The organism is Curtobacterium sp. NPDC090217 (genome assembly GCF_044746705.1).
GTDB lineage: Bacteria > Actinomycetota > Actinomycetes > Actinomycetales > Microbacteriaceae > Curtobacterium.
On sequence record NZ_JBIVCR010000001.1, the window covers coordinates 271,848 to 290,508 of the forward strand.

Consider the following 18,661-nt stretch of genomic DNA (forward strand, 5'->3'; position numbering starts at 1 on the left):
GTCGCTCCCGATCCTCCCACAAGCGCGGGGGCCGGGCTCAGACCTGAACGGTCGTCACCGGCAGCGTCGAGTCCGCGGCGATGCCGAGGTCGCTCGGCGCGTGCCCCTCGGCGACGAGTCGCGCACCGATGGCCGCGATCATCGCCCCGTTGTCGGTGCAGAGGTCGAGCGGGGGGATGCGGAGCTCGACCCCGGCTGCGGCGCAGCGGTCGATCGCGACCGCGCGGAGGCGCGCGTTCGCCACGACGCCGCCGCCGAGCAACAGCCGGTCCACCCCGGTGTCACGGCAGGCGTTGAGGGCCTTGGTGACGAGCACGTCGACGACGGCCTCGCGGAACGAGGCGGCGACGTCGGCCACGGGGACCTCGCGCCCCTCGTCACGGCAGCGCTCGACCCACCGCGCGACGGCGGTCTTCAGCCCCGAGAACGAGAAGTCGTACCGGTGCGCTGCCATGTCCTTCGGCAGGGTCAGCCCCCGCGGGAACCGAATCGCCTTCGGGTCGCCGTCCGCTGCCGCCCGGTCGATCTGCGGCCCGCCCGGGTACGGCAGGCCGAGGAGCCTCGCGACCTTGTCGAACGCCTCTCCCGCGGCGTCGTCGATGGTCTCACCGAGGAGCTCGACGTCACCGACGAGGTCGCGCACGAGCAGCAGCGACGTGTGCCCACCGGACACCAGGAGTGCCACGGTCGGCAGCTCGATCGCGCTGCCGTCGGCGCGCAGGACGTCCGCCCCGACGTGCCCGACCAGGTGGTTCACGCCGTAGAGCGGCTTGCCGGTGGCCACGGCGAGCGCCTTCGCCGCACCGACCCCGACCATCAACGCCCCGGCGAGCCCGGGTCCTGCGGTCACCGCCACGGCGTCGAGCTCGTCGAGCGTGACACCCGCCTGCGACAGCGCCTGCTCCAGCGTCGGGGTCATCGCCTCGAGGTGCGCGCGAGCGGCGACCTCGGGCACGACGCCGCCGTAGCGCGCGTGCTCCTCCATGCTCGACGCGATGACGTTGGCGAGCAGCGTGCTGCCCCGGACGATGCCCACCCCCGTCTCGTCGCAGCTCGTCTCGATGCCGAGCACCAGCGGTTCACGCATCGAGCGTCTCCTGTCCGATCGGGCCGGGCCCCTGCCTCGTGGGCGCGAGCGTCGCCCGCATCACCCACGCGTCGACGCCGTCCGGCTGGTAGTACCGCGGGCGGGTGGCGATGTGCTCGAACCCGAACGCCGTGTACATCGCCTGCGCGACGGGGTTGTCGGCGCGGACCTCGAGGAAGACCTCCTCCACCGCGCGACGACGAGCCTCGTCGAGGAGCTCGGTGAAGAGTGCCCGGCCGATGCCCCTGCCGCGGTGCTCGGCCGACACGGCGATGGTCTGCACGTCGGCGACCGGGTTGCCCGCGAGCGACGACAGTCCCGCGTACCCGACGACCGTCGGAGCGCCGTCGTCGGTGGTCTCGACGACGACGTAGTACCCGTGCGGCGAGTACAGCTCGCCGGACATCTGCGACGCCGACCACGCGTCCGTCGGGAACGAGGCGTGCTCGAGCCACATCACGTCGTCGAGGTCTTGCGGGTGGGCGCGCCGCAGGCGCAGCCCGTCGGGCAGGAGCCCGCCGGAGTCGCTCACTGCTTCACCCGCTTGGGCGCGCCCGGCATGGTGACGTCGGGGTCGCGCAGGTAGAGGGGGGTGTCGTCGGCGAAGGAACCGCCGGAGGCGAGCCGGTCCGCGGCGAGCGAGCCAAGCCTCCCGGCCGGGATCGTGACGGCGGTGACCCGCCGGAACCGACTGGAGGCTCCCAGCACGTCGTCCAGGTCCGCCGGCTTGGCGAGTCCGGGACCTGCGGTGCGCGCGCCGGTCTGGTCGTGGACGCTCCAGTAGACCTCGCGTCGGCGAGCGTCCGTCAGGACGACCAGCGGGCCGTCGTGCTCGGCGGCGACGGCGTCGTGGCTGACGAGCGGCAGGAACGGGACGCCGCGTGCCGCGGCGAACGTCCGTGCGGCCGCGATGCCGACACGCAGACCGGTGAACGGACCTGGACCCATCCCCGCGACGACGCCGGTGACGTCGGCGGCGGTGATCCCCGCGTCGTCGAGCACCCCCTGCAGGAAGGGGCCGATGACCTCGGCGTGCCGACGGGTGTCCTCCGTCGAACGCTCGGCGAGCACCTGTCGTGTCTCCGGATCGACGACGGCGACGCTCGTTCCGGCGGACGTGTCGATGGCGAGCAGCACCCGTCCATCGTAGGCGTCCGGGCGTCGACCAGGCTGTCCACCCTCCCTCTGGGGGCAGGACGACGCTGTCGGACGGATCCGGACGGCCGACAAGGGTCGATGCAGGCCGATCGGGTCGGCTTGCATCGTGCGGATCGTTCGGGTCGGTCCGCGCTGTGCGGGCCGTTCGGGTCGGCCCGCACCCCTCAGGGAGTGGAAGCGCATGCAGAACCGCACCACACGGGCCGCCCTCGCGGCCGTCGTCCTCACCGCGGCGCTGGTCGCCGTGCCGATCGGCAGCGGGTCCGTCGCCCAGGCCGGCACCACTTCCGGGAAGTTCGTGCAGACGTTCCGCGAGGACTTCTCCACGAAGGCGTCGAAGGGCAAGTTCGCCTCGGTCTACGCGAAGTCCTGGCAGCCGTACCCGGACGGGATGGGCGACGGCATGTACTGGTCCGGCACGCAGATCAGCGCGCACGGCGGGATCATGGACGTGTCGCTCGACGGCAAGCGTGGCGCGGCCGGCACCTTCGGGACGCCGAGCGGCGCGTGGAGCCACGTCGGTGGGAAGTTCACCGTCCGGGCCAGGGCCACCGGTGCCGACGGCAACGGCGCGGCCTTCATCCTGTGGCCGACCTCGAACGTGTGGTCGGAGGGCGAGATCGACTTCCCCGAGGGCAACTACGACACGTCGCCGACGTTCTTCCACCACTCGATGACTCCGGGGAACGAGGTCTCTGCCGTCACGGTGCCCACGAAGCTGTCGTGGCGGGACTGGCACACCTACTCGGTCGAGTGGATCCCCGGGAAGTCCGTGACCTACTCGGTCGACGGGCGCGTGCTGTGGACCGTCACGAAGGACGTCCCGACGACCCCGCACCGGTACATGTTCCAGACCGGCAACTGGGGGAAGTCCGGCCACCTCAACATCGACTGGGTGTCGACCGCCGTCTACAAGCCCTGACGGGGCGCGAGCTGCACGCCGGCCTTCCGCAGGTCCTTCCCGATCGCCGCGGCCAGGACCCGCTGCCCGGCGACCGTCGGGTGTTCGCTGTCCGACTGCAGCAGACCGTGCCCGCCCGCGATCGGCTGCCCGATGTCGACGTACTCGCCGTGCACGGCGGTCACCGCGGCCTCGAGCGCGTCGGAGCTCACCGAGACCTCGTCCGGGATGCTCCCCGGCTGGTCCCACAGGGTGCTCAGTCCGACGATCTCGGCGTGCGGGAGCGCCGAGTGGATGTCCTCGATCGTCTCGGAGGTCGCCCGCTGGATGTCCGCCGCGCTCTCGCCCATGTCGTTGTCCGACGACTGCACGATGACGAGCGTCGGCTTCGCGGCGACCGCCTGGGACACGAGTCCGTCGTAGTGGGTGTTGCAGGCGTCGCCGTCGTTGATGAAGCCGGCTCCGCTGCACGCGACGTTCGTGAGGGCGAAGTGCTCCTTCGCGGCGAGCACCGCGGGCCACGCCTGGTCCTCGCTGTCCAGGCCGTAGCCGGCCATGATCGAGTCGCCGATGGTGGCGACGCGCTGCGCTGATGCGGTCGGCGACGCGGTGCCGGAACCGGAGGCCTCTGAACGGATCGAGTGCGCCGCCCCGAGCGCGACCACGACGACCGCGACCCCGGCGGCGACGACGAGGATCCGGCGCATCTGCATGCGTCCACGGTAGCCACCGTCACCGGATCGTGATCGCCCGGCACCGGAACACGCAGGACCTTCATCAGGTCGCTGGTCAGAGCGTGATGCCCTCCCAGCGTGGACCGGTGGCCGTGACGACGACACGGCGGGGCTCGTCGGGGACGTCGTCGGGGTCGAGACCCGGAGCGAGCGTCGCAGCACCGGTCGCGCGGACGATCTCGACGTCGAGCACGCTGTCGCTGATGCCGTCGACGAACCCACGCCCCCACTCGACGACGACGATGGCACCGTCCCAGTCGAGGTCGAGGTCGTCGAGCTCGAGGGGGTCCGAGAGCCGGTAGGCATCGACGTGCACCAGGTCGGGCCCGGCCGTCGTGGGGTGCGTCCGTGCGAGGACGAAGGTCGGACTCGACACCTGGCCCCGCGCGCCGAGCGCCGCACCGAGTCCGCGTGTGAGCGTCGTCTTGCCGGCGCCGAGCGGCCCGGTCAGCACGACGAGGTCGCCGGCGCGCAGGACCGCGGCGATCCGGGCGCCGAGTGTGCCCATGTCGTCGGTCCCCGCGACGGTGGTGTCGAGCAGGACGGTCACGCCGGCTCGCCCCGCAGGTACTCGCCCACGCGCCCCTCGACGGAGTGCCCGGAGTAGACGCGCGGCACGCGGGAGCCGATGCGGCAGACGATCTCCTCGCCGATGGTGCCGAGCGCAGCACCCCACTCGAGCACGGTCGACTCGTCGCGCTCGCCCGTGCCGAAGAGCACCACCGTGTCCCCGGTCCGGACGTCGTCGTCCCCGACGTCGACGAGGAACTGGTCCATCGCGACCCGACCGGCGATCGGGTAGCGCTTGCCGGCGATCGTCACCTCGAGGCGCCCCTGCGCCAGCCGCGGGACACCGTCCGCGTAGCCGACCGGCACCAGCGCGAGGGTCGTCTCCGTCGTCGTGCGGTACGTGTAGTCGTAGGACACACCGGTGTCGACCGGCACGCGCTTGGTCTTCGCGACCGACGCGGTGAGCGTCATCACGGGCTCGAGCCCGAGGTCCGCCGCCGAGACGCCGTCGGCCCCGGGGATGCCGAACAGGTTCGCCCCCATCCGGACCATGTCCTTGCGGAACTCCTTGCGCTCGAGTCCGGCGAGCGATGCGGCGACGTGCTCGATCGGGATGTCGAGCCCGAGGTCCTCGGCGCGTTCGACCGCGTCCTCGAAGCGCCCGACGCTGGCGCTGTCGTCGTCCTCCGACGACTCGGCCAGGTGCGTGTACGCGGCGACGACCTCGATGCGCCCGGCACGCTGGGCGTCCCGTGCGGCCTCGACCAGGGCGGGCCAGTCGTCGACCGACGAACCGTCGCGGTGCAGCCCCGTGTCGAGTCCGAGGTGCACGCGGGCCGGACGCTGGTCGACGGCGTCCACGACGCGCTGCAGCTCGGGGACGTTCGAGACGCCGAGGTCCACGGCGGAGTCGATCGCGTCGCGGAAGTCGAGCGCCGGGTCGTGCTGCCAGGTGAAGAGGTGGACGTCCTCGCCGACGCCGATCGACCGGAGCCGGAGCGCGGCCGGGACGGTGAGGACACCGATCCAGCGGATGCCGGCGTCGACGGCGGCGAGCGCGATCGGTTCGAGGCCGTGCCCGTACGCGTCGGCCTTCATGATCGCCATGACCTCGACGGGGTCCATCCACTCGCGGACCAGGTCGAGGTTGGCGCGGTAGGCGTCGAGGTCGATCTCCGCCTGGCGCAGGGGTGCGCTCACGTCGTCCTCCGTTCGATGCTCCGGCCGAGTCGGGCGACCACCTCGTAGTTGATGGTGCCGACGGCCGCCGCCCAGTCCTCCACAGCAGGATCGCCGTTCGCCGGGTCACCCCAGAGCACGACCTCGTCCCCCACGGCGACGTCGGCGTCCCCGATGTCGATGTGCATGGCGTTCATCGCGACGCGGCCGACCACGGGGAACGTCCGATCGCCGATGCGGACCACGACGCGGTTGCCGAAGGCGCGGTCGAAGCCGTCGGCGTAGCCGAGGCCGATCACCGCGAGGCGGGTGTCCGACTCGGCACGCCAGGTGTAGCCGTAGCTGACGCCGTCGCCGGCCGGCACGACGACCGTGCGCAGCACCGACGCGGTCAGGCGCATCGCGGGTCGGAGCCCGAGGTCGGCCGAGGTGCGGTCGGCGAACGGGCTCAGGCCGTAGAGCGCGATCCCCACACGGGCGAGGTCACGACGGGTCTCGGGGACGGCCAGGCTCGCGGCGCTCGCGGCGAGGTGCACCATCGGCGGCACGATGCCGAACGCGCCGAGGCCGTCGATCGCGCGCTGCAGGGCGGCGTCCTGGTCGAGGTCGTCGGTACGGGAGGCGTTCGACAGGTGGGACATCAGCCCCTCGACCCGGGTCCTCGCGCCGTTCCGTGCGAGTCGCCCCGCGGTCTCGAAGAGCTCAGGCCACTCGGACTCGACGGCGCCGTTCCGGCTGAGCCCGGTGTCGACGCAGATGTGCACCTCGGGCACCTCGGAGTCGGCCGCCGCAGCGAGCTGGGACACGCTCGACACCGCGGGGGTGATGCCGTACTGGGCGGCGCGGCGGAAGTCCTCGTCCGGCGCGTGCAACCAGGCGAGGATCCGGACGCCCTCGTCGATGCCGGCCTGCCGGAGCGCGATGCCCTCGTCGATGTCGGCGACGCCGAGCCACTCGGCGCCGGCGTCCACGAACGCCCGGGCGGCGTCAGCCGCGCCGTGCCCGTAGGCGTTCGCCTTGACGACCGCGATGACGCCGGACGGTGCCACCTGTTCGGCGACCGTCGCGTAGTTGGCGATCAGTGCCTCCCGGTCGACCGTGATCCCGGTGAACGCACTCATCGAACAGTCCCCTCCAACACCACGAACGCCGTGGCGATCCCTCCATCATGGGACAGCGACAGGTGCACGCTCGTGACCCCACGCGCATCGGCGACCCGCCGCGCCTGCTGGTGCAGCGTCAGCGACGGGTTCCGCTGGTCATCGGAGACGACCTCGAGGTCCTGCCAGCTCAGTCCTGCGCTCGAGCCGAACGCCTTGATCAGGGCCTCCTTCGCGGCGAACCGCGCCGCGAGCGAAGCGATCGGGCGTGGTTCGCCGTCCCGGAGCAGCTCCCGCGACGTGAACAGGCGCGTGCGCATCGCGGGCGTGCGTTCCAGCACCTGCCCGAACCGCGAGAGGTCGACGACGTCGACCCCGATCCCGATGATCACCGTCCGACTACTCGACGGTGACCGACTTCGCGAGGTTGCGCGGCTGGTCGACGTCGAGGCCCTTGGCCGCGGCGAGTTCCATGCCGAACATGTGCAGCGGCGCGACCGCGAGCAGCGGCTCGAACAGCGGGGTCGCGAGCGGGATGCGGAGGACCTCGTCGGCGAACGGCAGCACCGCGGCGTCGCCCTCTTCGGCGATCGCGATCACCCGGGCGCCGCGGGCGCGGATCTCCTGGATGTTCGACACCACCTTCGGGTGCAGCGAGCGGGCGTCACGGGGCGACGGCACGATGACGAAGACGATCTGGCCCGGCTCGATGAGCGCGATCGGACCGTGCTTCAGCTCACCGGCGGCGAAGCCCTCGGCGTGGATGTAGGCGAGTTCCTTGAGCTTGAGCGCGCCCTCGAGCGCGATCGGGTAGCCGACGTGGCGGCCGAGGAACAGCACGCTGCGGGTGTCGGCCATCCACTTCGCGAGCTCGGCCACACCGGACGCGTCCTCGATGGTCTGCTGCAGCTTGCCCGACAGCCCCTCGAGCTCGGCGACCTGCTCGGCGATCTGCTCGGCCGTCAGCGTGCCGCGGAGTGTCGCGAGGTGCAGCCCGAGCAGGTACAGCGCGACGCCCTGCGCGAGGAACGCCTTCGTCGACGCGACGGCGACCTCCGGACCGGCGTGCGTGTAGATCACGGCGTCGGACTCGCGCGGGATCGTGGCGCCCTGGGTGTTGCAGATCGACAGGACCTGCGCCCCCTGCTCACGCGCGTACTTCACGGCCATGAGCGTGTCCATCGTCTCGCCGGACTGGCTGATCGAGACGACGAGCGTGCGGTCGTTCAGCACCGGGTCGCGGTAGCGGAACTCGTGCGCGAGCTCGACCTCCACCGGGATGCGGGCCCACTGCTCGATGGCGTACTTGCCGAGGATCCCGGCGTAGGCAGCGGTGCCGCAGGCGATGACGATGACGCGGTCGACCTGCTGCAGGCGCTCCGCGATCGGGTCGAGGTCGGTGAGCGTGACGGCGCCGTCGTGCACGCGGCCGAGGATGGTCTTCGCGACCGCCTCAGGTTCCTCGCTGATCTCCTTCGCCATGAAGGACGACCAGCCGCCCTTGTCCGCGGCCGAGGCGTCCCAGTTCACCTCGAACTCGTTGCGGTCCGCGGGGGTGCCGTCGAAGTGGACGACGTCGACACCGTCGGGGCGGATCGTCGCGATCTCGTCCTGCCCGATCGACAGCGCACGCTGCGTGTAGGCGACGAACGCCGCGACGTCGGAGCCCATGAAGTTCTCGCCGTCGCCGAGACCCACCACCAGCGGTGAGTTCCGGCGGGCGCCGACGACGACGCCCGGCTGGTCGGCGTGCACGACGAGGAGCGTGAACGCCCCCTCGAGCCGTTGCACGGTCTGCTGCATCGCGCTCGTCAGGTCGCCGGTCTCGCGGAGCGCCCGGGCGACGAGGTGTGCCGCGACCTCGGAGTCGGTCTCGCTGAGGAACTCGACGCCCTCCGCCGCGAGTTCGTCGCGGAGCGCGGAGAAGTTCTCGATGATGCCGTTGTGGATGAGCGCGAGCTTGCCGCCGTCGGCGAGGTGTGGGTGCGCGTTCTCGTCCGTCGGGCCGCCGTGGGTCGCCCAGCGGGTGTGGCCGATGCCCGTTCCGCCGTCGGCGATCGGGTGCGCGTCGAGCTCGTCGACGAGCACCTGCAGCTTGCCGGCCTTCTTCGCCGAGCTCAGGTCACCGGCCGGGTCGATGACCGCGATGCCGGCCGAGTCGTACCCGCGGTACTCGAGCCGACGCAGGCCCCCCAGGAGCACCTCGGTGCTGCTGTTGCTCCCGACGTATCCAACGATTCCACACATGGCGTCGATCCTACGATGGAGCCGGGGTCGCTCACTGCGAAGCAGCAGAAGCCGGGGATACCGTGACCGACATGGGACGCTTCGACGAGATCGACATCACGACGCTGCACGGTGAGCACACCACGTTCGGCGCCTTCGCGGACAAGGCGGTGCTCGTGGTGAACGTGGCGTCGCGCTGCGGTCTCGCACCGCAGTACGAGCAGCTCGAGGAGCTGCAGAAGACCTACGGCCCGCGGGGCTTCACGGTGCTCGGGTTCCCGAGCAACCAGTTCCTGCAGGAGCTCGGCTCGTCCGAGGCGATCGACGAGTACTGCTCCACCACGTGGGGCGTGACGTTCCCGATGTCCGAGAAGGTCAAGGTGAACGGCGGTGGCGCGCACCCGCTCTACAAGGAGCTCAAGCAGACACCGGACGCCGCCGGCAAGGCCGGTCGCGTGATCTGGAACTTCGAGAAGTTCCTGGTGGCGCCGGACGGCACCGTCACCCGGTTCCGCCCGACGACGAAGCCAGACTCCCCCGAGGTGATCGCGGCCATCGAGGCGGCCCTGCCCGCCTGAGCCGTCGCGCCCGGCGCGACCACGGTTCCGGACGGGAGGCTCGGATCACGTCCGCCGCGTCGCCCACCTGCACCGCGCCTCCCGTCTACGCTCGTTCCCATGCCGATCCCGGAGACCGCCGTCGCGCACCCCACCCCCTTCGTGGAGATCCCTCGCGGGGAGTGGTCGCAGCTCGCCCCCAAGGAGCACCTCTCCCTGACCGAGACGGAGATCGTGCAGCTCCGAGGCCTCGGTGACCGCCTCGACATGCAGGAGGTGCAGGAGGTCTACCTCCCGCTCTCCCGCCTGCTCACGCTCTACGCCGCCGGCGCGCGGAACCTGCACGCGGAGACGAGCCGCTTCCTCGGGGAACGGGCCGGGCGCACGCCGTTCGTCATCGGCGTCGCGGGCTCGGTCGCCGTCGGCAAGTCCACGGTCGCACGGCTGCTGCGCGAACTCACGAAGCGCTGGCCGGACACCCCGCGCGTGGAGCTCGTCACGACGGACGGGTTCCTGTACCCGAACGCCGAGCTCGAGCGCCGCGGGATCATGGACCGGAAGGGCTTCCCGGAGTCCTACGACCGCCGTTCCCTGCTGCGCTTCGTCAGCCAGGTGAAGAGCGGGGCGACCGAGGTCCGGGCGCCGTACTACTCGCACCTCGTCTACGACATCGTGCCGAACGCCGAGATCGTCGTGCGGCAGCCGGACATCCTCATCGTGGAGGGCCTCAACGTGCTCGCGCCGCCGGTGCACGGGCGGCTGGCGCTGTCCGACCTCTTCGACTTCACGATCTACGTCGACGCGAAGACCAAGGACATCGAGTCCTGGTACGTCGACCGCTTCCTCGCCCTGCAGGAAGAGGCGTTCTCGAGCCCGGACTCGTTCTTCCACCGGTTCGCGTCCCTGTCCCGGTCGGACGCCGTGGAGACCGCCACCCAGGTCTGGCGCGCGATCAACGAGCCGAACCTCGTCGAGAACGTGCTCCCCACGCGCTCGCGGGCGACGCTCGTGCTGAAGAAGGCCGCCGACCACAAGGTCTCGTCGGTCCTCCTCCGCAAGATCTGAGGCGGAGGGGCGGCGGGGCCGCGCTGGGCTGAGTTGCGCCCAGCCACGAACATCGCGCCCCGTCCCGACGGGGCGCGATGTTCATGGTGGGGTGCGAAATGGACCGGGCCGGCCCCAGCCGGACGCTCCTACGCGGCGTCGAGCGCCAGGCGGTCGGACACGACCGCGGCGAGCTCCTCGGCGATCCGCTGGGCGTCGTCCTGCGAAGCGGCCTCGACCATGACGCGGACGACGGGCTCGGTGCCGGACGGGCGCAGCAGCACGCGGCCGGTGTCGCCGAGCGACTCGGTGGCCGATGCGACGGCGTCCTGCACACCCTGGTCCGCCAGGCCGTGCCGGTCGACGCCCTTCACGTTGAGCAGCACCTGCGGGAACACCGTCATGCACGACGCCAGCTCGCCGAGCGTCTTGCCGGTGCGCGCCATCTCGGCGACGAGGTGCAGCCCCGTGAGGATGCCGTCGCCCGTCGTGGCGTACTCCTGGAAGATGATGTGCCCGGACTGCTCGCCACCGAGCGAGAAGCCGCCGGCGTTCATCTTCTCGAGCACGTAGCGGTCTCCCACTCCGGCTTCGATCACGGTGATGCCCGCGTCCGCCATGGCGCGCTTGAGTCCGAGGTTCGACATGACCGTCGCGACGAGCGTGTCGTCCTGCAGGTGTCCGCGCTCCTGCAACGACAGCGCGAGGATCGCCATGATCTGGTCGCCGTCGATCGCGTTGCCGTCGGCGTCCACCGCGAGGCAGCGGTCCGCATCGCCGTCGTGGGCGATCCCGACGTCGGCGCCGTGCTCGAGCACCGCACGCGCGAGGTTGTCGATGTGCGTGGACCCGACGCCGTCGTTGATGTTGATGCCGTCGGGGTCGGCGCCGATCAGCGTGACCTCGGCACCCGCGTTGACGAAGACCTCCGGCGAGACGCCGGCAGCGGCACCGTTCGCACAGTCGAGCACGACGTGCAGCCCGTCGAGACGGTGCGGCAGCGTGCCGAGCAGGTGCACGACGTAGCGGTCCTCGGCATCGGCGAACCGGGTGATGCGACCGACGTCGGCGCCGGTGGGGGTCGGTGCCGAGTGGTCGTGCATCGCCGCTTCGATGCGGTCCTCGACCTCGTCGGGGAGCTTCCGGCCGCCTGCGGCGAAGAACTTGATCCCGTTGTCCGGCGCCGGGTTGTGCGACGCGGAGATCATCACGCCGAAGTCGGCGTCGATGTCCGCGACGAGGAACGCGGCAGCAGGGGTGGGGATGACCCCGGCGTCGAGCACATCGACGCCGGCGGAGGCGAGCCCGGCCGCGACAGCGGCACCGAGGAACTCGCCGGAGACGCGCGGGTCGCGCGCCAGGACCGCGCGGGGGCGCGGTCGACCGGACGCCCGGCGGGCGTCGGCATGGTGTCCGTGTGTGAGAACGGCCGCGCTCGCCTGGGCAAGACCCAGTGCGAGCGCGGCCGTCAGCTCGCCGTTGGCGAGACCACGAACCCCGTCGGTACCGAACAGACGCGGCATTGCGATCCTCAGCCGGTGACGACTAGCGCTTCGAGAACTGCGAAGCCTTGCGGGCCTTCTTGAGACCGGCCTTCTTGCGCTCGATGACGCGGGCGTCACGGGTGAGGAAGCCGGCCTTCTTGAGGGTGGCGCGGTTGTTCTCGCGGTCGATCTCGTTCAGCGTGCGTGCGATCGCGAGGCGGAGGGCACCGGCCTGACCCGAGGGGCCACCACCCGTGATGCGGGCGGTCACGTCGTAGGCGCCGAGGAGCTCGAGCACCTTGAACGGGTCGTTGATGAGCTGCTGGTGCAGCTTGTTCGGGAAGTAGTCCTCCAGCGAACGGCCGTTCACCGTGAACGAGCCGGAGCCCGGAACGAGGCGAACGCGCGCGATGGCCTCCTTGCGGCGCCCGACGGCACCGCCGGAGACGTTGAGGATCTGACGGGGAGCGGCCTCGGCAGCGGCGGGTGCGCTCTCCGTGGTGAAGCTCTCCGGGGTCTGGTCGAGGGAATCAGCGATCTGAGCCATGAGTTTCTCTATGTCCTTGAAGTCGTCGTGGCCGGAACTACTGTGCGACCTGGTCGAAGGTGTACGCCTTGGGCTGCTGCGCGGAGTGCGGGTGCTCCGCGCCGGCGTAGACCTTCAGCTTCTTGAGCTGCTCGCGACCGAGGGTGTTCTTCGGCAGCATGCCGCGGATCGCCTTCTCGACGGCGCGGGTGGGGTGCTTCTCGAGCATCTCCGGGTAGGAGGTCGCCGTGAGGCCGCCCGGGTAGCCCGAGTGGCGGTAGTAGACCTTCTTCGCGAGCTTGGAGCCGGTGAGGGCGACCTTGTCCGCGTTCACGATGATGACGTAGTCACCCATGTCCATGTGCTGGGCGAAGGTGGCCTTGTGCTTGCCGCGCAGGAGCGCAGCGGCGTGGGTGGCGAGACGGCCGAGGACGACGTCGGTCGCGTCGATGACGATCCAGTCGTGCTGGACGTCTGCCGGCTTCGGTGAGAACGTGCGAGTCACAGGAGTGCTGCTTTCGTGTCGAGGTGAGGAGTCCGTGAATCCCGCTCCGGTCGGGGTTCCCCGCGGCAGAAGCCGGCGGAACGCCCGGGTGGAGGGCTCATCTGACTGTCCGGCGCACATGGCGCGCAGACCAAGGTGAGAGCCTACCGGACCGGCCTCCCGCTGGTCAAACGCGGCCGGATCGGTCCGGGTGGCCGAATCGCGCGTAGGAGGTCGAAACGCGCGTACGTGGCCCGGACTTCCGACCACCTACGCGCGTTTCCGCTTTCCACCGCGCACGCCATGGGTTGCAACGCGCGCACACGGCGGACGGGAGGCACGGTGCCAGCTGGCACCGTGCCTCCCGTTCGGCATCTGGTCACGCCCAGGGCGAGACTCGCGCCCGGCGACGGTCCTCGCGGCCCGCACCGCGAGGGCCGTCCCTCACGCTGAGACTCGGCCCCGCACCCCACGGCGGCGGCGCGCCACCAGCACACCGGCACCAGCGGCGAGCAGCAGCAGCGCTGCGGCGATCCCACCCGTGAGGTCGGCACCCGTGAACGCCAGCGCACCCGTGACCGGATCGATCGTGATCGTCGTCCACCCGATCAGCGTCCCGTCAGCCACCGTCACCACGATCCGGTGCGGCCCCGCCGGAGCATCCGCCGGGATCGTCACCCGCACGCTCCCGTCAGCCGCGACCGTCACCGTCCCGAGCAGCGTGGGCGTGGAGAACATCCACACGCTCACCCGCTGCCCAGCGTACTGCGCCCCCACACCGATCGTGATCGTCTCCCCCGGACGCGCCGACGACGGCGCCGACACCGTTCCACGGTTCGCATCCGTCAGCGACGACTCCGACGGAGCAACCGGCGCCGAACCAGCACCAGGAGTCGGAGCCGGGGTCTGACCGGCACCCGGAACCGTGCCAGGGTCCGACGGGCCGGTCGGATCGGTGCCCGGGTCCGTGGGGTCCGTGCCCGGGTCCGTCGGGGTGGTGTCGCCGGTCAGGTCGAAGCCGACCAGGATCGGGTCGTGGTCGCTCGCCCGGTACACGTCGTCCGTGTACAGGTTCGTCGCGTTGTAGTTGTAGCGGCTGTACTCCAGCGCCACCGACTCGACCGAGTTGATGTTCCAGATGTCCACACCCGTCACCGTCGCGAGTGCCGCTGGCGAGGCGAGCACGTGGTCGAGCGACCCGCTCAGGCCGCTGTACACGTACGACCACTCCGACGAGTCGAGCGCCGGCCCGAGGTCCGTGTAGCCGGCATCGTCGAGGACGACCATCGGGTCCTCCTGGCTGTAGGCGTTGAAGTCGCCGAGCATGAACACCTTGTCGGTGCCGTACTGCGTCTGCATCTTCGTGGAGAACGCGGCGAGCGCCGTCGCCTGCTTCACGCGGTCGGCGTTCGACGCCCCCTGGCCGTCACCCTGGTCGGCGTTCTCGCCGGTGCCGGACCCCTTCGACTTGAAGTGGTTCGCGATCACGAGGAACTCGTCGTCCGCCGTGCCCCCGACCGGACGGAACGCGTCCGCGACGGGCTGACGGGCGTTCGTGAACGCCGGGTCGATGAGGATCGTCGACTCTCCCGTGGGTGCGACCCGGTCCTTCTTGTAGATCAGTGCCAGGCGGATGACGTCCTCGCTCGCGGGGAGCGTCTTCGGGGACTTGACGTACGCCCAGGTGTCGGCACCGGTCGCGGCGTTGAGCGCGCCGACGAGGGTGGCCACGGCGGCGTCGCGGTCCTGGCCGAACTCGGCGGAGTTCTCGATCTCCTCGAGCGAGACGACGTCGGCGCCGAGACCGTTGATCCCCTTGACGATCTTGACCTGCTGGCGCTCGAAGTCCTCCTGCTCGGCGGCGCCGCGGGCGTCACAGCCGGAGTTCACCGTGACGGGGTCGCCGTCGCGGTCCGTGTAGTACGAGCAGCCGGTGAGCTGGTCGCCGGTCGTCGGGAAGTAGTTGAGGACGTTGAAGCCGGCGAGCTTGAGGTCGCCGCCGACGTCCTGGGGCTTCGCCGTGCGGACGTTCGAAAAGGTCGCGGGCAGATCGGTCTTCGCGGTCGCGCCGGTGATCGGCGACGTGGGTTGGAACTTCCACGAGTCGTTGCGGTAGTCGAGGACGACGGGCTTCGTGAAGGTCGCCGCTGCTCCGACGGTCACGGGCCCCTGCGTCAACCAGGACACCGGGATCGACTTGTTCGCCTGGGTCAGGAAGTTCGTGCTGCCGCCGTCGTCGAGCGTGACCTTGCGGGCGGCGTTGTCGGCCTCGACCGCCTTGGCCGCTGCACTGCCTGGACGGGCGACCTCGGTGGGCTGGATCAGCCGCTTCGTGCCCGACGCCAGGACGATCTCGCCGTACTGGTTCGTCGTGTAGTTGTCGGCGACGGTGTAGTCGCCCTGCGGTGCGACGAGCATGCTCTCGAGGGACTCGCGCTGTGCGTCCGAGGCCGGGAAGGCAACGGTGGCGGGCTGCGGAGCCGGCACGGTCTCGGTGAGCTTCGTCATGCCGCCGGCGGCGACGTTGAGCTCGGTGAGGCCGTAGTACTCGCTCACCGAGCCGGTGAGTTCGACGTAGTCGCCCGCTGCGACCCGGGACGCGGTGGCCGAGGAGAACACGAAGACGCCGTCGGACGCGGTGTGCGTGCCGAGGTCGATCGCACCGCCGGTGCCGGGGGTCTGCACGGTGTAGCCGTTGAACCCACCGGTGGCGTACACGGCGGTGACAACGCCCTTCGTGACGACGGTCTTGCCGACGTACGGCGAGGTGTCCGTCGTGCCCTGCAGCTGCGCGATGGTGACGGCCTCGGCAGGAGCACCGGGGTCTGTCGGCTCAGTCGGGTCCGTCGGGTCCGTCGGCGTCGTCGGCGCGGTCTCGCCGGCTGCGTTCGTCGGCGTGAGCGTCGTCGTGACGGAGAAGTCCGCGGCGTTGTCGTCGCTGTCGACCGTGCCCTGGCGAACCAGGCCGTTCGGGACGGTGTTCCCACCGTCGACGGTGCGCACATGACCCTCGAAGGTGTTCGACGCACCGTAGCCGAGGAGGTCCACGACCCCGGCGGTGTCCGCCGCGAGCGCGCCGGTCGGCAGGGTGAGCGCCTGGGACTGGTCGGACAGGACCAGCGTGCCCGTGGTGCCCGAGGTGTTCAGGGTCGCGGTGTCGTCCGCGGCGGGCAGATCCGCACCCGTCGCGCCGTTGCCCGCCATCGTGACGAGGAACGTCCCGTTCGCGGGGACGGTGCCCGCGAGGCCGCTGGTGCTGAACGCGGCCGAGCCGGTCGCCGAGCGGTACTGCAGCGACCAGCCGTCGACCGAGACCGGGGCGTCGGTCGGGTTCGCGATCTCGACGAACTTCTTGTTGAAGACGGCGTTCGCGCTGCCGCCCTTCAGGTAGGCCTCGGCGATGACGAGACCCGTCCCTGCGGTGTTCGCACTGGCGACGGAGACGGAGGCGAGTGGCGCTGCGAGGAGTGTCGCGGCCACCGTGGCGCACAGCAGAGTGCGGCCGACGATCTTGGGCATGCTGACCTTCTGGTCGGAGACGTGGATGGTCAGACCGTACCGACCTGCAGAGTCCCTCAGGTTGCGCCCAGGTAAATGATTGCGATCGACAACATCGTCGTCGGCCTCACTCCCCGGCGAGGAGGCGCAGCACCATCACGCCCGCGGTCACCACGTACCAGCCCGCGAGGTTCCCACGCTTCTTCGCGAGCACCAGCGACGGTGCGGCTGTCGCGCCGGCCACGGCGAGCGCGATCCAGCGGATCACCGGATCCTGCCCGGCCACCCCGACCGTGAACAGGGCCACCGTGGCGACGACGACGAGGAACGCGACGAGGGCCTGCCTGGCACTCCACGGCGTCGGCGGCTGCGTGTCAGGGGCACGGAGGACGTCGTCGGGTTCGCGCATCGGTCCAGAATGTCACATTCCACCGGTCATCACGACCCGACGGGTACCCACTCCCGCCCGACCCGGTGCACCGCCGGCCCGTGCCCCGGCAGCACGATCTCCGGGATCGGCAGCGCGCGGGCGGACTCGAGCGCCACTGCCTGGTCCGCCGTGAAGAACGGCGTGATCATCCGCGGCCTGGGCGTCCACGACGCCGGCTGCGTGTCGTGCCGCGAGACGACCGCGTCACCCGTGACGATCGCGTCCGCGGCCGGCAGCAGGTACGCGGTGGACCCGTCGGTGTGCCCGGTCGCCGGGAACGGCGTGATCGCCCGGCCCTCGAAGTCCGCTCCAGTGAAGGCCCGGACGCTCGGTACCGTGGTCGGCCGGAGCGCGTCGGACCGGATCGCGCGGGCGAGCCACCTGAGCACCCGCGCCGACGCCAGCCGGCCGCCGATCTCCGCCGGCGTGACCTGCTGCCGCGAGGGTCCTCGGACGTTCGACAGCTCGTCCGCGTGCGCCAGGACCTCGACGTGCGGGTGCTGTTCGAGGATGCCGGGGATGCCACCGACGTGGTCGACGTGTCCGTGCGTGACGTAGATGCGGCGGAGGTCGTCGAGATCGTGTCCGGCGTAGCGAACGGTGTCCAGCACCAGGTCGGTGTCAGCTGGGTAGCCGGCGTCGATGAGGGCGACGCCGTCTTCTTCCGCGAGGACGACCCAGTTCGAGACGGGGCCCTCGACGAAGACCACCCCTGGTGCCACGGAGACGACGGACCGGGGTTCGCTGGAGCTCATCCCCCGACGCTATCCGAGCCGGACGGTGCGGAGCGCCGCGCCCGCGTCTGCGATGCCCGCGCGGCGAGCTCGTCGTCGGCCGGGTAGCCCACCTCGGTCAGGGTGAGACCGCGTGCCGGCGCGACCTTGAAGGCGCTGGTCCGCTCCCCCGCGATGCGCAACTCCTCGAGACGGTCCGGTCCGAAGCGCCCCTCGCCGACGGCGATGGTCGCCCCCACCATCGCGCGCACCATCGAGTGGCAGAAGGCATCGGCCTGGAGGCTCGCCACCAGCACGCCGTCCGGCTCACGGTCCCAGCGGAACTCCTGCAGCGTCCTGATGGTCGTCGCGCCGTCGCGCGGCTTGCAGAACGCCGCGAAGTCGTGCAGCCCGAGCAGTGTCAGCGCACCGCGCTCCATCGCTCCCGGGTCGAGATGCCCCGGGTACCAGGTCGTGTGCCCCCGACGGAGTGGATCGCGGGGTGCGTCGAGGTCCGCGACGCGGTACGTGTAGCGGCGCCAGAGCGGGGAGAACCGGGCGTCGAACCCGTCGGGCGCGATCGAGACCCGGCTGACGACGACGTCCCCGAGCGGCCCCGCGAGCCCGTTCAGGCGCTTGACGAGCCCGTCCAGCGGCGAGCGCCCGGATCCCCGCTTCGTGCTGAGCGCACCCCACTGCTCGGCGGACAGGTCGAGGTGCGCGACCTGCCCGGTGGCGTGCACTCCGGCGTCGGTGCGTCCGGCGACGGTCAGCTGCGGCGCGCTCCCCCAGCGGCTGAACACGGTGACGAGCGCGTCCTCGAGCGCGCCCTGCACCGTCCGCAGTCCCGGTTGCTTGGCCCACCCGGAGAACGCGGCGCCGTCGTACGCGACGTCGAGCCGCAGCCGCACCCCGCTCTGCAGCCCGTCGCTCTCGCTCACACCCCAACGGTACCGATGTCAGCGCCGCGTCAGTGCCGTGTGAGCGCCCGGCGGCAGCATCGTCCTCGACATCGACGAAAGGAACTGCG

The 18,661-nt window shown here is 71.0% G+C and carries 19 protein-coding genes; 3 read left to right on the top strand and 16 right to left on the bottom strand.

Annotated elements, in window-relative coordinates; translation table 11 throughout:
* Positions 1-37: 37 nt before the first annotated feature.
* Genes tsaD through tsaB form a run of 3 tightly spaced genes read right to left on the bottom strand, consistent with a single transcriptional unit; the run spans position 38 to position 2,224 of the window.
* Positions 38-1,087, bottom strand: a complete 1,050-nt coding sequence (gene tsaD / locus ACIPJ2_RS01310; protein ID WP_402727231.1) for a tRNA (adenosine(37)-N6)-threonylcarbamoyltransferase complex transferase subunit TsaD — start codon at positions 1,085-1,087, stop codon at positions 38-40.
* Complete coding sequence (gene rimI, locus ACIPJ2_RS01315) at positions 1,080-1,619, bottom strand: ribosomal protein S18-alanine N-acetyltransferase (protein WP_402727232.1); 540 nt, start codon at positions 1,617-1,619, stop codon at positions 1,080-1,082. Before rimI ends, tsaD begins: the two co-directional genes overlap by 8 nt.
* Positions 1,616-2,224, bottom strand: coding sequence for a tRNA (adenosine(37)-N6)-threonylcarbamoyltransferase complex dimerization subunit type 1 TsaB (gene tsaB, locus ACIPJ2_RS01320; protein ID WP_402727233.1), 609 nt, complete (start codon positions 2,222-2,224; stop codon positions 1,616-1,618). Before tsaB ends, rimI begins: the two co-directional genes overlap by 4 nt.
* Positions 2,225-2,426: 202 nt before the next feature.
* On the opposite strand from tsaB, the gene ACIPJ2_RS01325 reads away from it, so the two are divergent.
* Positions 2,427-3,167, top strand: coding sequence for a glycoside hydrolase family 16 protein (locus ACIPJ2_RS01325; protein WP_402727234.1), 741 nt, complete (start codon positions 2,427-2,429; stop codon positions 3,165-3,167).
* On the opposite strand, the gene ACIPJ2_RS01330 is transcribed toward ACIPJ2_RS01325, so the two are convergent.
* The 6 genes from ACIPJ2_RS01330 to glmS form a co-directional block, all read right to left on the bottom strand.
* Positions 3,155-3,859: an SGNH/GDSL hydrolase family protein gene (locus ACIPJ2_RS01330; protein ID WP_402727235.1), complete on the bottom strand. Its 705-nt coding sequence runs from the start codon at positions 3,857-3,859 to the stop codon at positions 3,155-3,157. The genes ACIPJ2_RS01325 and ACIPJ2_RS01330 overlap by 13 nt on opposite strands.
* Before the next feature lie 76 nt (positions 3,860-3,935).
* A complete protein-coding gene (gene tsaE, locus ACIPJ2_RS01335) occupies positions 3,936-4,388 on the bottom strand; it encodes a tRNA (adenosine(37)-N6)-threonylcarbamoyltransferase complex ATPase subunit type 1 TsaE (RefSeq protein ID WP_402728303.1) in 453 nt (150 codons plus the stop codon).
* Positions 4,389-4,426: 38 nt separating this feature from the next.
* Positions 4,427-5,590 carry an alanine racemase gene (gene alr, locus ACIPJ2_RS01340; RefSeq protein ID WP_402727236.1) on the bottom strand — a complete coding sequence of 388 codons (1,164 nt, stop codon included), beginning with the start codon at positions 5,588-5,590 and terminating at the stop codon, positions 4,427-4,429.
* Positions 5,587-6,690, bottom strand: a complete 1,104-nt coding sequence (gene alr / locus ACIPJ2_RS01345) for an alanine racemase (protein WP_402727237.1) — start codon at positions 6,688-6,690, stop codon at positions 5,587-5,589. Before alr (ACIPJ2_RS01345) ends, alr (ACIPJ2_RS01340) begins: the two co-directional genes overlap by 4 nt.
* Positions 6,687-7,061, bottom strand: coding sequence for a holo-ACP synthase (locus tag ACIPJ2_RS01350; RefSeq protein ID WP_402727238.1), 375 nt, complete (start codon positions 7,059-7,061; stop codon positions 6,687-6,689). The genes alr (ACIPJ2_RS01345) and ACIPJ2_RS01350 overlap by 4 nt, the downstream gene beginning before the upstream one ends.
* A gap of 7 nt (positions 7,062-7,068) precedes the next feature.
* Positions 7,069-8,916 carry a glutamine--fructose-6-phosphate transaminase (isomerizing) gene (glmS, locus tag ACIPJ2_RS01355; protein ID WP_402727239.1) on the bottom strand — a complete coding sequence of 616 codons (1,848 nt, stop codon included), beginning with the start codon at positions 8,914-8,916 and terminating at the stop codon, positions 7,069-7,071.
* Between the two features lie 71 nt (positions 8,917-8,987).
* On the opposite strand from glmS, the gene ACIPJ2_RS01360 reads away from it, so the two are divergent.
* Together ACIPJ2_RS01360 and coaA are read left to right on the top strand one after the other, a co-directional pair.
* Entirely contained in the window at positions 8,988-9,473 is a 486-nt protein-coding gene (locus tag ACIPJ2_RS01360; protein WP_402727240.1) for a glutathione peroxidase, read from the top strand.
* Between the two features lie 99 nt (positions 9,474-9,572).
* Complete coding sequence (gene coaA / locus ACIPJ2_RS01365) at positions 9,573-10,517, top strand: type I pantothenate kinase (protein ID WP_402727241.1); 945 nt, start codon at positions 9,573-9,575, stop codon at positions 10,515-10,517.
* Positions 10,518-10,645: 128 nt separating this feature from the next.
* On the opposite strand, the gene glmM is transcribed toward coaA, so the two are convergent.
* The 7 genes from glmM to ACIPJ2_RS01400 form a co-directional block, all read right to left on the bottom strand.
* Positions 10,646-12,019, bottom strand: coding sequence for a phosphoglucosamine mutase (gene glmM / locus ACIPJ2_RS01370; protein ID WP_402727242.1), 1,374 nt, complete (start codon positions 12,017-12,019; stop codon positions 10,646-10,648).
* Positions 12,020-12,041: 22 nt separating this feature from the next.
* Positions 12,042-12,527: a 30S ribosomal protein S9 gene (gene rpsI / locus ACIPJ2_RS01375; protein WP_281265988.1), complete on the bottom strand. Its 486-nt coding sequence runs from the start codon at positions 12,525-12,527 to the stop codon at positions 12,042-12,044.
* A gap of 37 nt (positions 12,528-12,564) precedes the next feature.
* The gene (gene rplM, locus ACIPJ2_RS01380) at positions 12,565-13,011 is read right to left on the bottom strand and encodes a 50S ribosomal protein L13 (RefSeq protein ID WP_022906970.1); all 447 of its coding nucleotides are present in this window, start codon (positions 13,009-13,011) and stop codon (positions 12,565-12,567) included.
* A gap of 423 nt (positions 13,012-13,434) precedes the next feature.
* On the bottom strand, positions 13,435-16,509 hold the full coding sequence (locus tag ACIPJ2_RS01385) for an ExeM/NucH family extracellular endonuclease (protein ID WP_402727243.1): 3,075 nt from the start codon (positions 16,507-16,509) through the stop codon (positions 13,435-13,437).
* Positions 16,510-16,615: 106 nt separating this feature from the next.
* Positions 16,616-16,897: a hypothetical protein gene (locus ACIPJ2_RS01390; RefSeq protein ID WP_402727244.1), complete on the bottom strand. Its 282-nt coding sequence runs from the start codon at positions 16,895-16,897 to the stop codon at positions 16,616-16,618.
* A gap of 29 nt (positions 16,898-16,926) precedes the next feature.
* Positions 16,927-17,673 carry an MBL fold metallo-hydrolase gene (locus ACIPJ2_RS01395; RefSeq protein WP_402727245.1) on the bottom strand — a complete coding sequence of 249 codons (747 nt, stop codon included), beginning with the start codon at positions 17,671-17,673 and terminating at the stop codon, positions 16,927-16,929.
* Entirely contained in the window at positions 17,670-18,572 is a 903-nt protein-coding gene (locus ACIPJ2_RS01400; RefSeq protein WP_402727246.1) for a tRNA pseudouridine synthase A, read from the bottom strand. Before ACIPJ2_RS01400 ends, ACIPJ2_RS01395 begins: the two co-directional genes overlap by 4 nt.
* Between the last annotated feature and the right edge of the window lie 89 nt (positions 18,573-18,661).

What these genes read in the sequence shown, in the direction of transcription:
- glmM (WP_402727242.1), bottom strand. Translation starts at nt 12,019, where the DNA reads ATGCCGCGTCTGTTCGGTACCGACGGGGTTCGTGGTCTCGCCAACGGC.
- ACIPJ2_RS01360 (WP_402727240.1), top strand. Translation starts at nt 8,988, where the DNA reads ATGGGACGCTTCGACGAGATCGACATCACGACGCTGCACGGTGAGCAC.
- tsaE (WP_402728303.1), bottom strand. Translation starts at nt 4,388, where the DNA reads ATGGGCACACTCGGCGCCCGGATCGCCGCGGTCCTGCGCGCCGGCGAC.
- ACIPJ2_RS01330 (WP_402727235.1), bottom strand. Translation starts at nt 3,859, where the DNA reads ATGCAGATGCGCCGGATCCTCGTCGTCGCCGCCGGGGTCGCGGTCGTC.
- ACIPJ2_RS01390 (WP_402727244.1), bottom strand. Translation starts at nt 16,897, where the DNA reads ATGCGCGAACCCGACGACGTCCTCCGTGCCCCTGACACGCAGCCGCCG.
- ACIPJ2_RS01325 (WP_402727234.1), top strand. Translation starts at nt 2,427, where the DNA reads ATGCAGAACCGCACCACACGGGCCGCCCTCGCGGCCGTCGTCCTCACC.
- ACIPJ2_RS01395 (WP_402727245.1), bottom strand. Translation starts at nt 17,673, where the DNA reads ATGAGCTCCAGCGAACCCCGGTCCGTCGTCTCCGTGGCACCAGGGGTG.
- alr (WP_402727237.1), bottom strand. Translation starts at nt 6,690, where the DNA reads ATGAGTGCGTTCACCGGGATCACGGTCGACCGGGAGGCACTGATCGCC.
- rpsI (WP_281265988.1), bottom strand. Translation starts at nt 12,527, where the DNA reads ATGGCTCAGATCGCTGATTCCCTCGACCAGACCCCGGAGAGCTTCACC.
- tsaD (WP_402727231.1), bottom strand. Translation starts at nt 1,087, where the DNA reads ATGCGTGAACCGCTGGTGCTCGGCATCGAGACGAGCTGCGACGAGACG.
- glmS (WP_402727239.1), bottom strand. Translation starts at nt 8,916, where the DNA reads ATGTGTGGAATCGTTGGATACGTCGGGAGCAACAGCAGCACCGAGGTG.
- coaA (WP_402727241.1), top strand. Translation starts at nt 9,573, where the DNA reads ATGCCGATCCCGGAGACCGCCGTCGCGCACCCCACCCCCTTCGTGGAG.
- ACIPJ2_RS01385 (WP_402727243.1), bottom strand. Translation starts at nt 16,509, where the DNA reads ATGCCCAAGATCGTCGGCCGCACTCTGCTGTGCGCCACGGTGGCCGCG.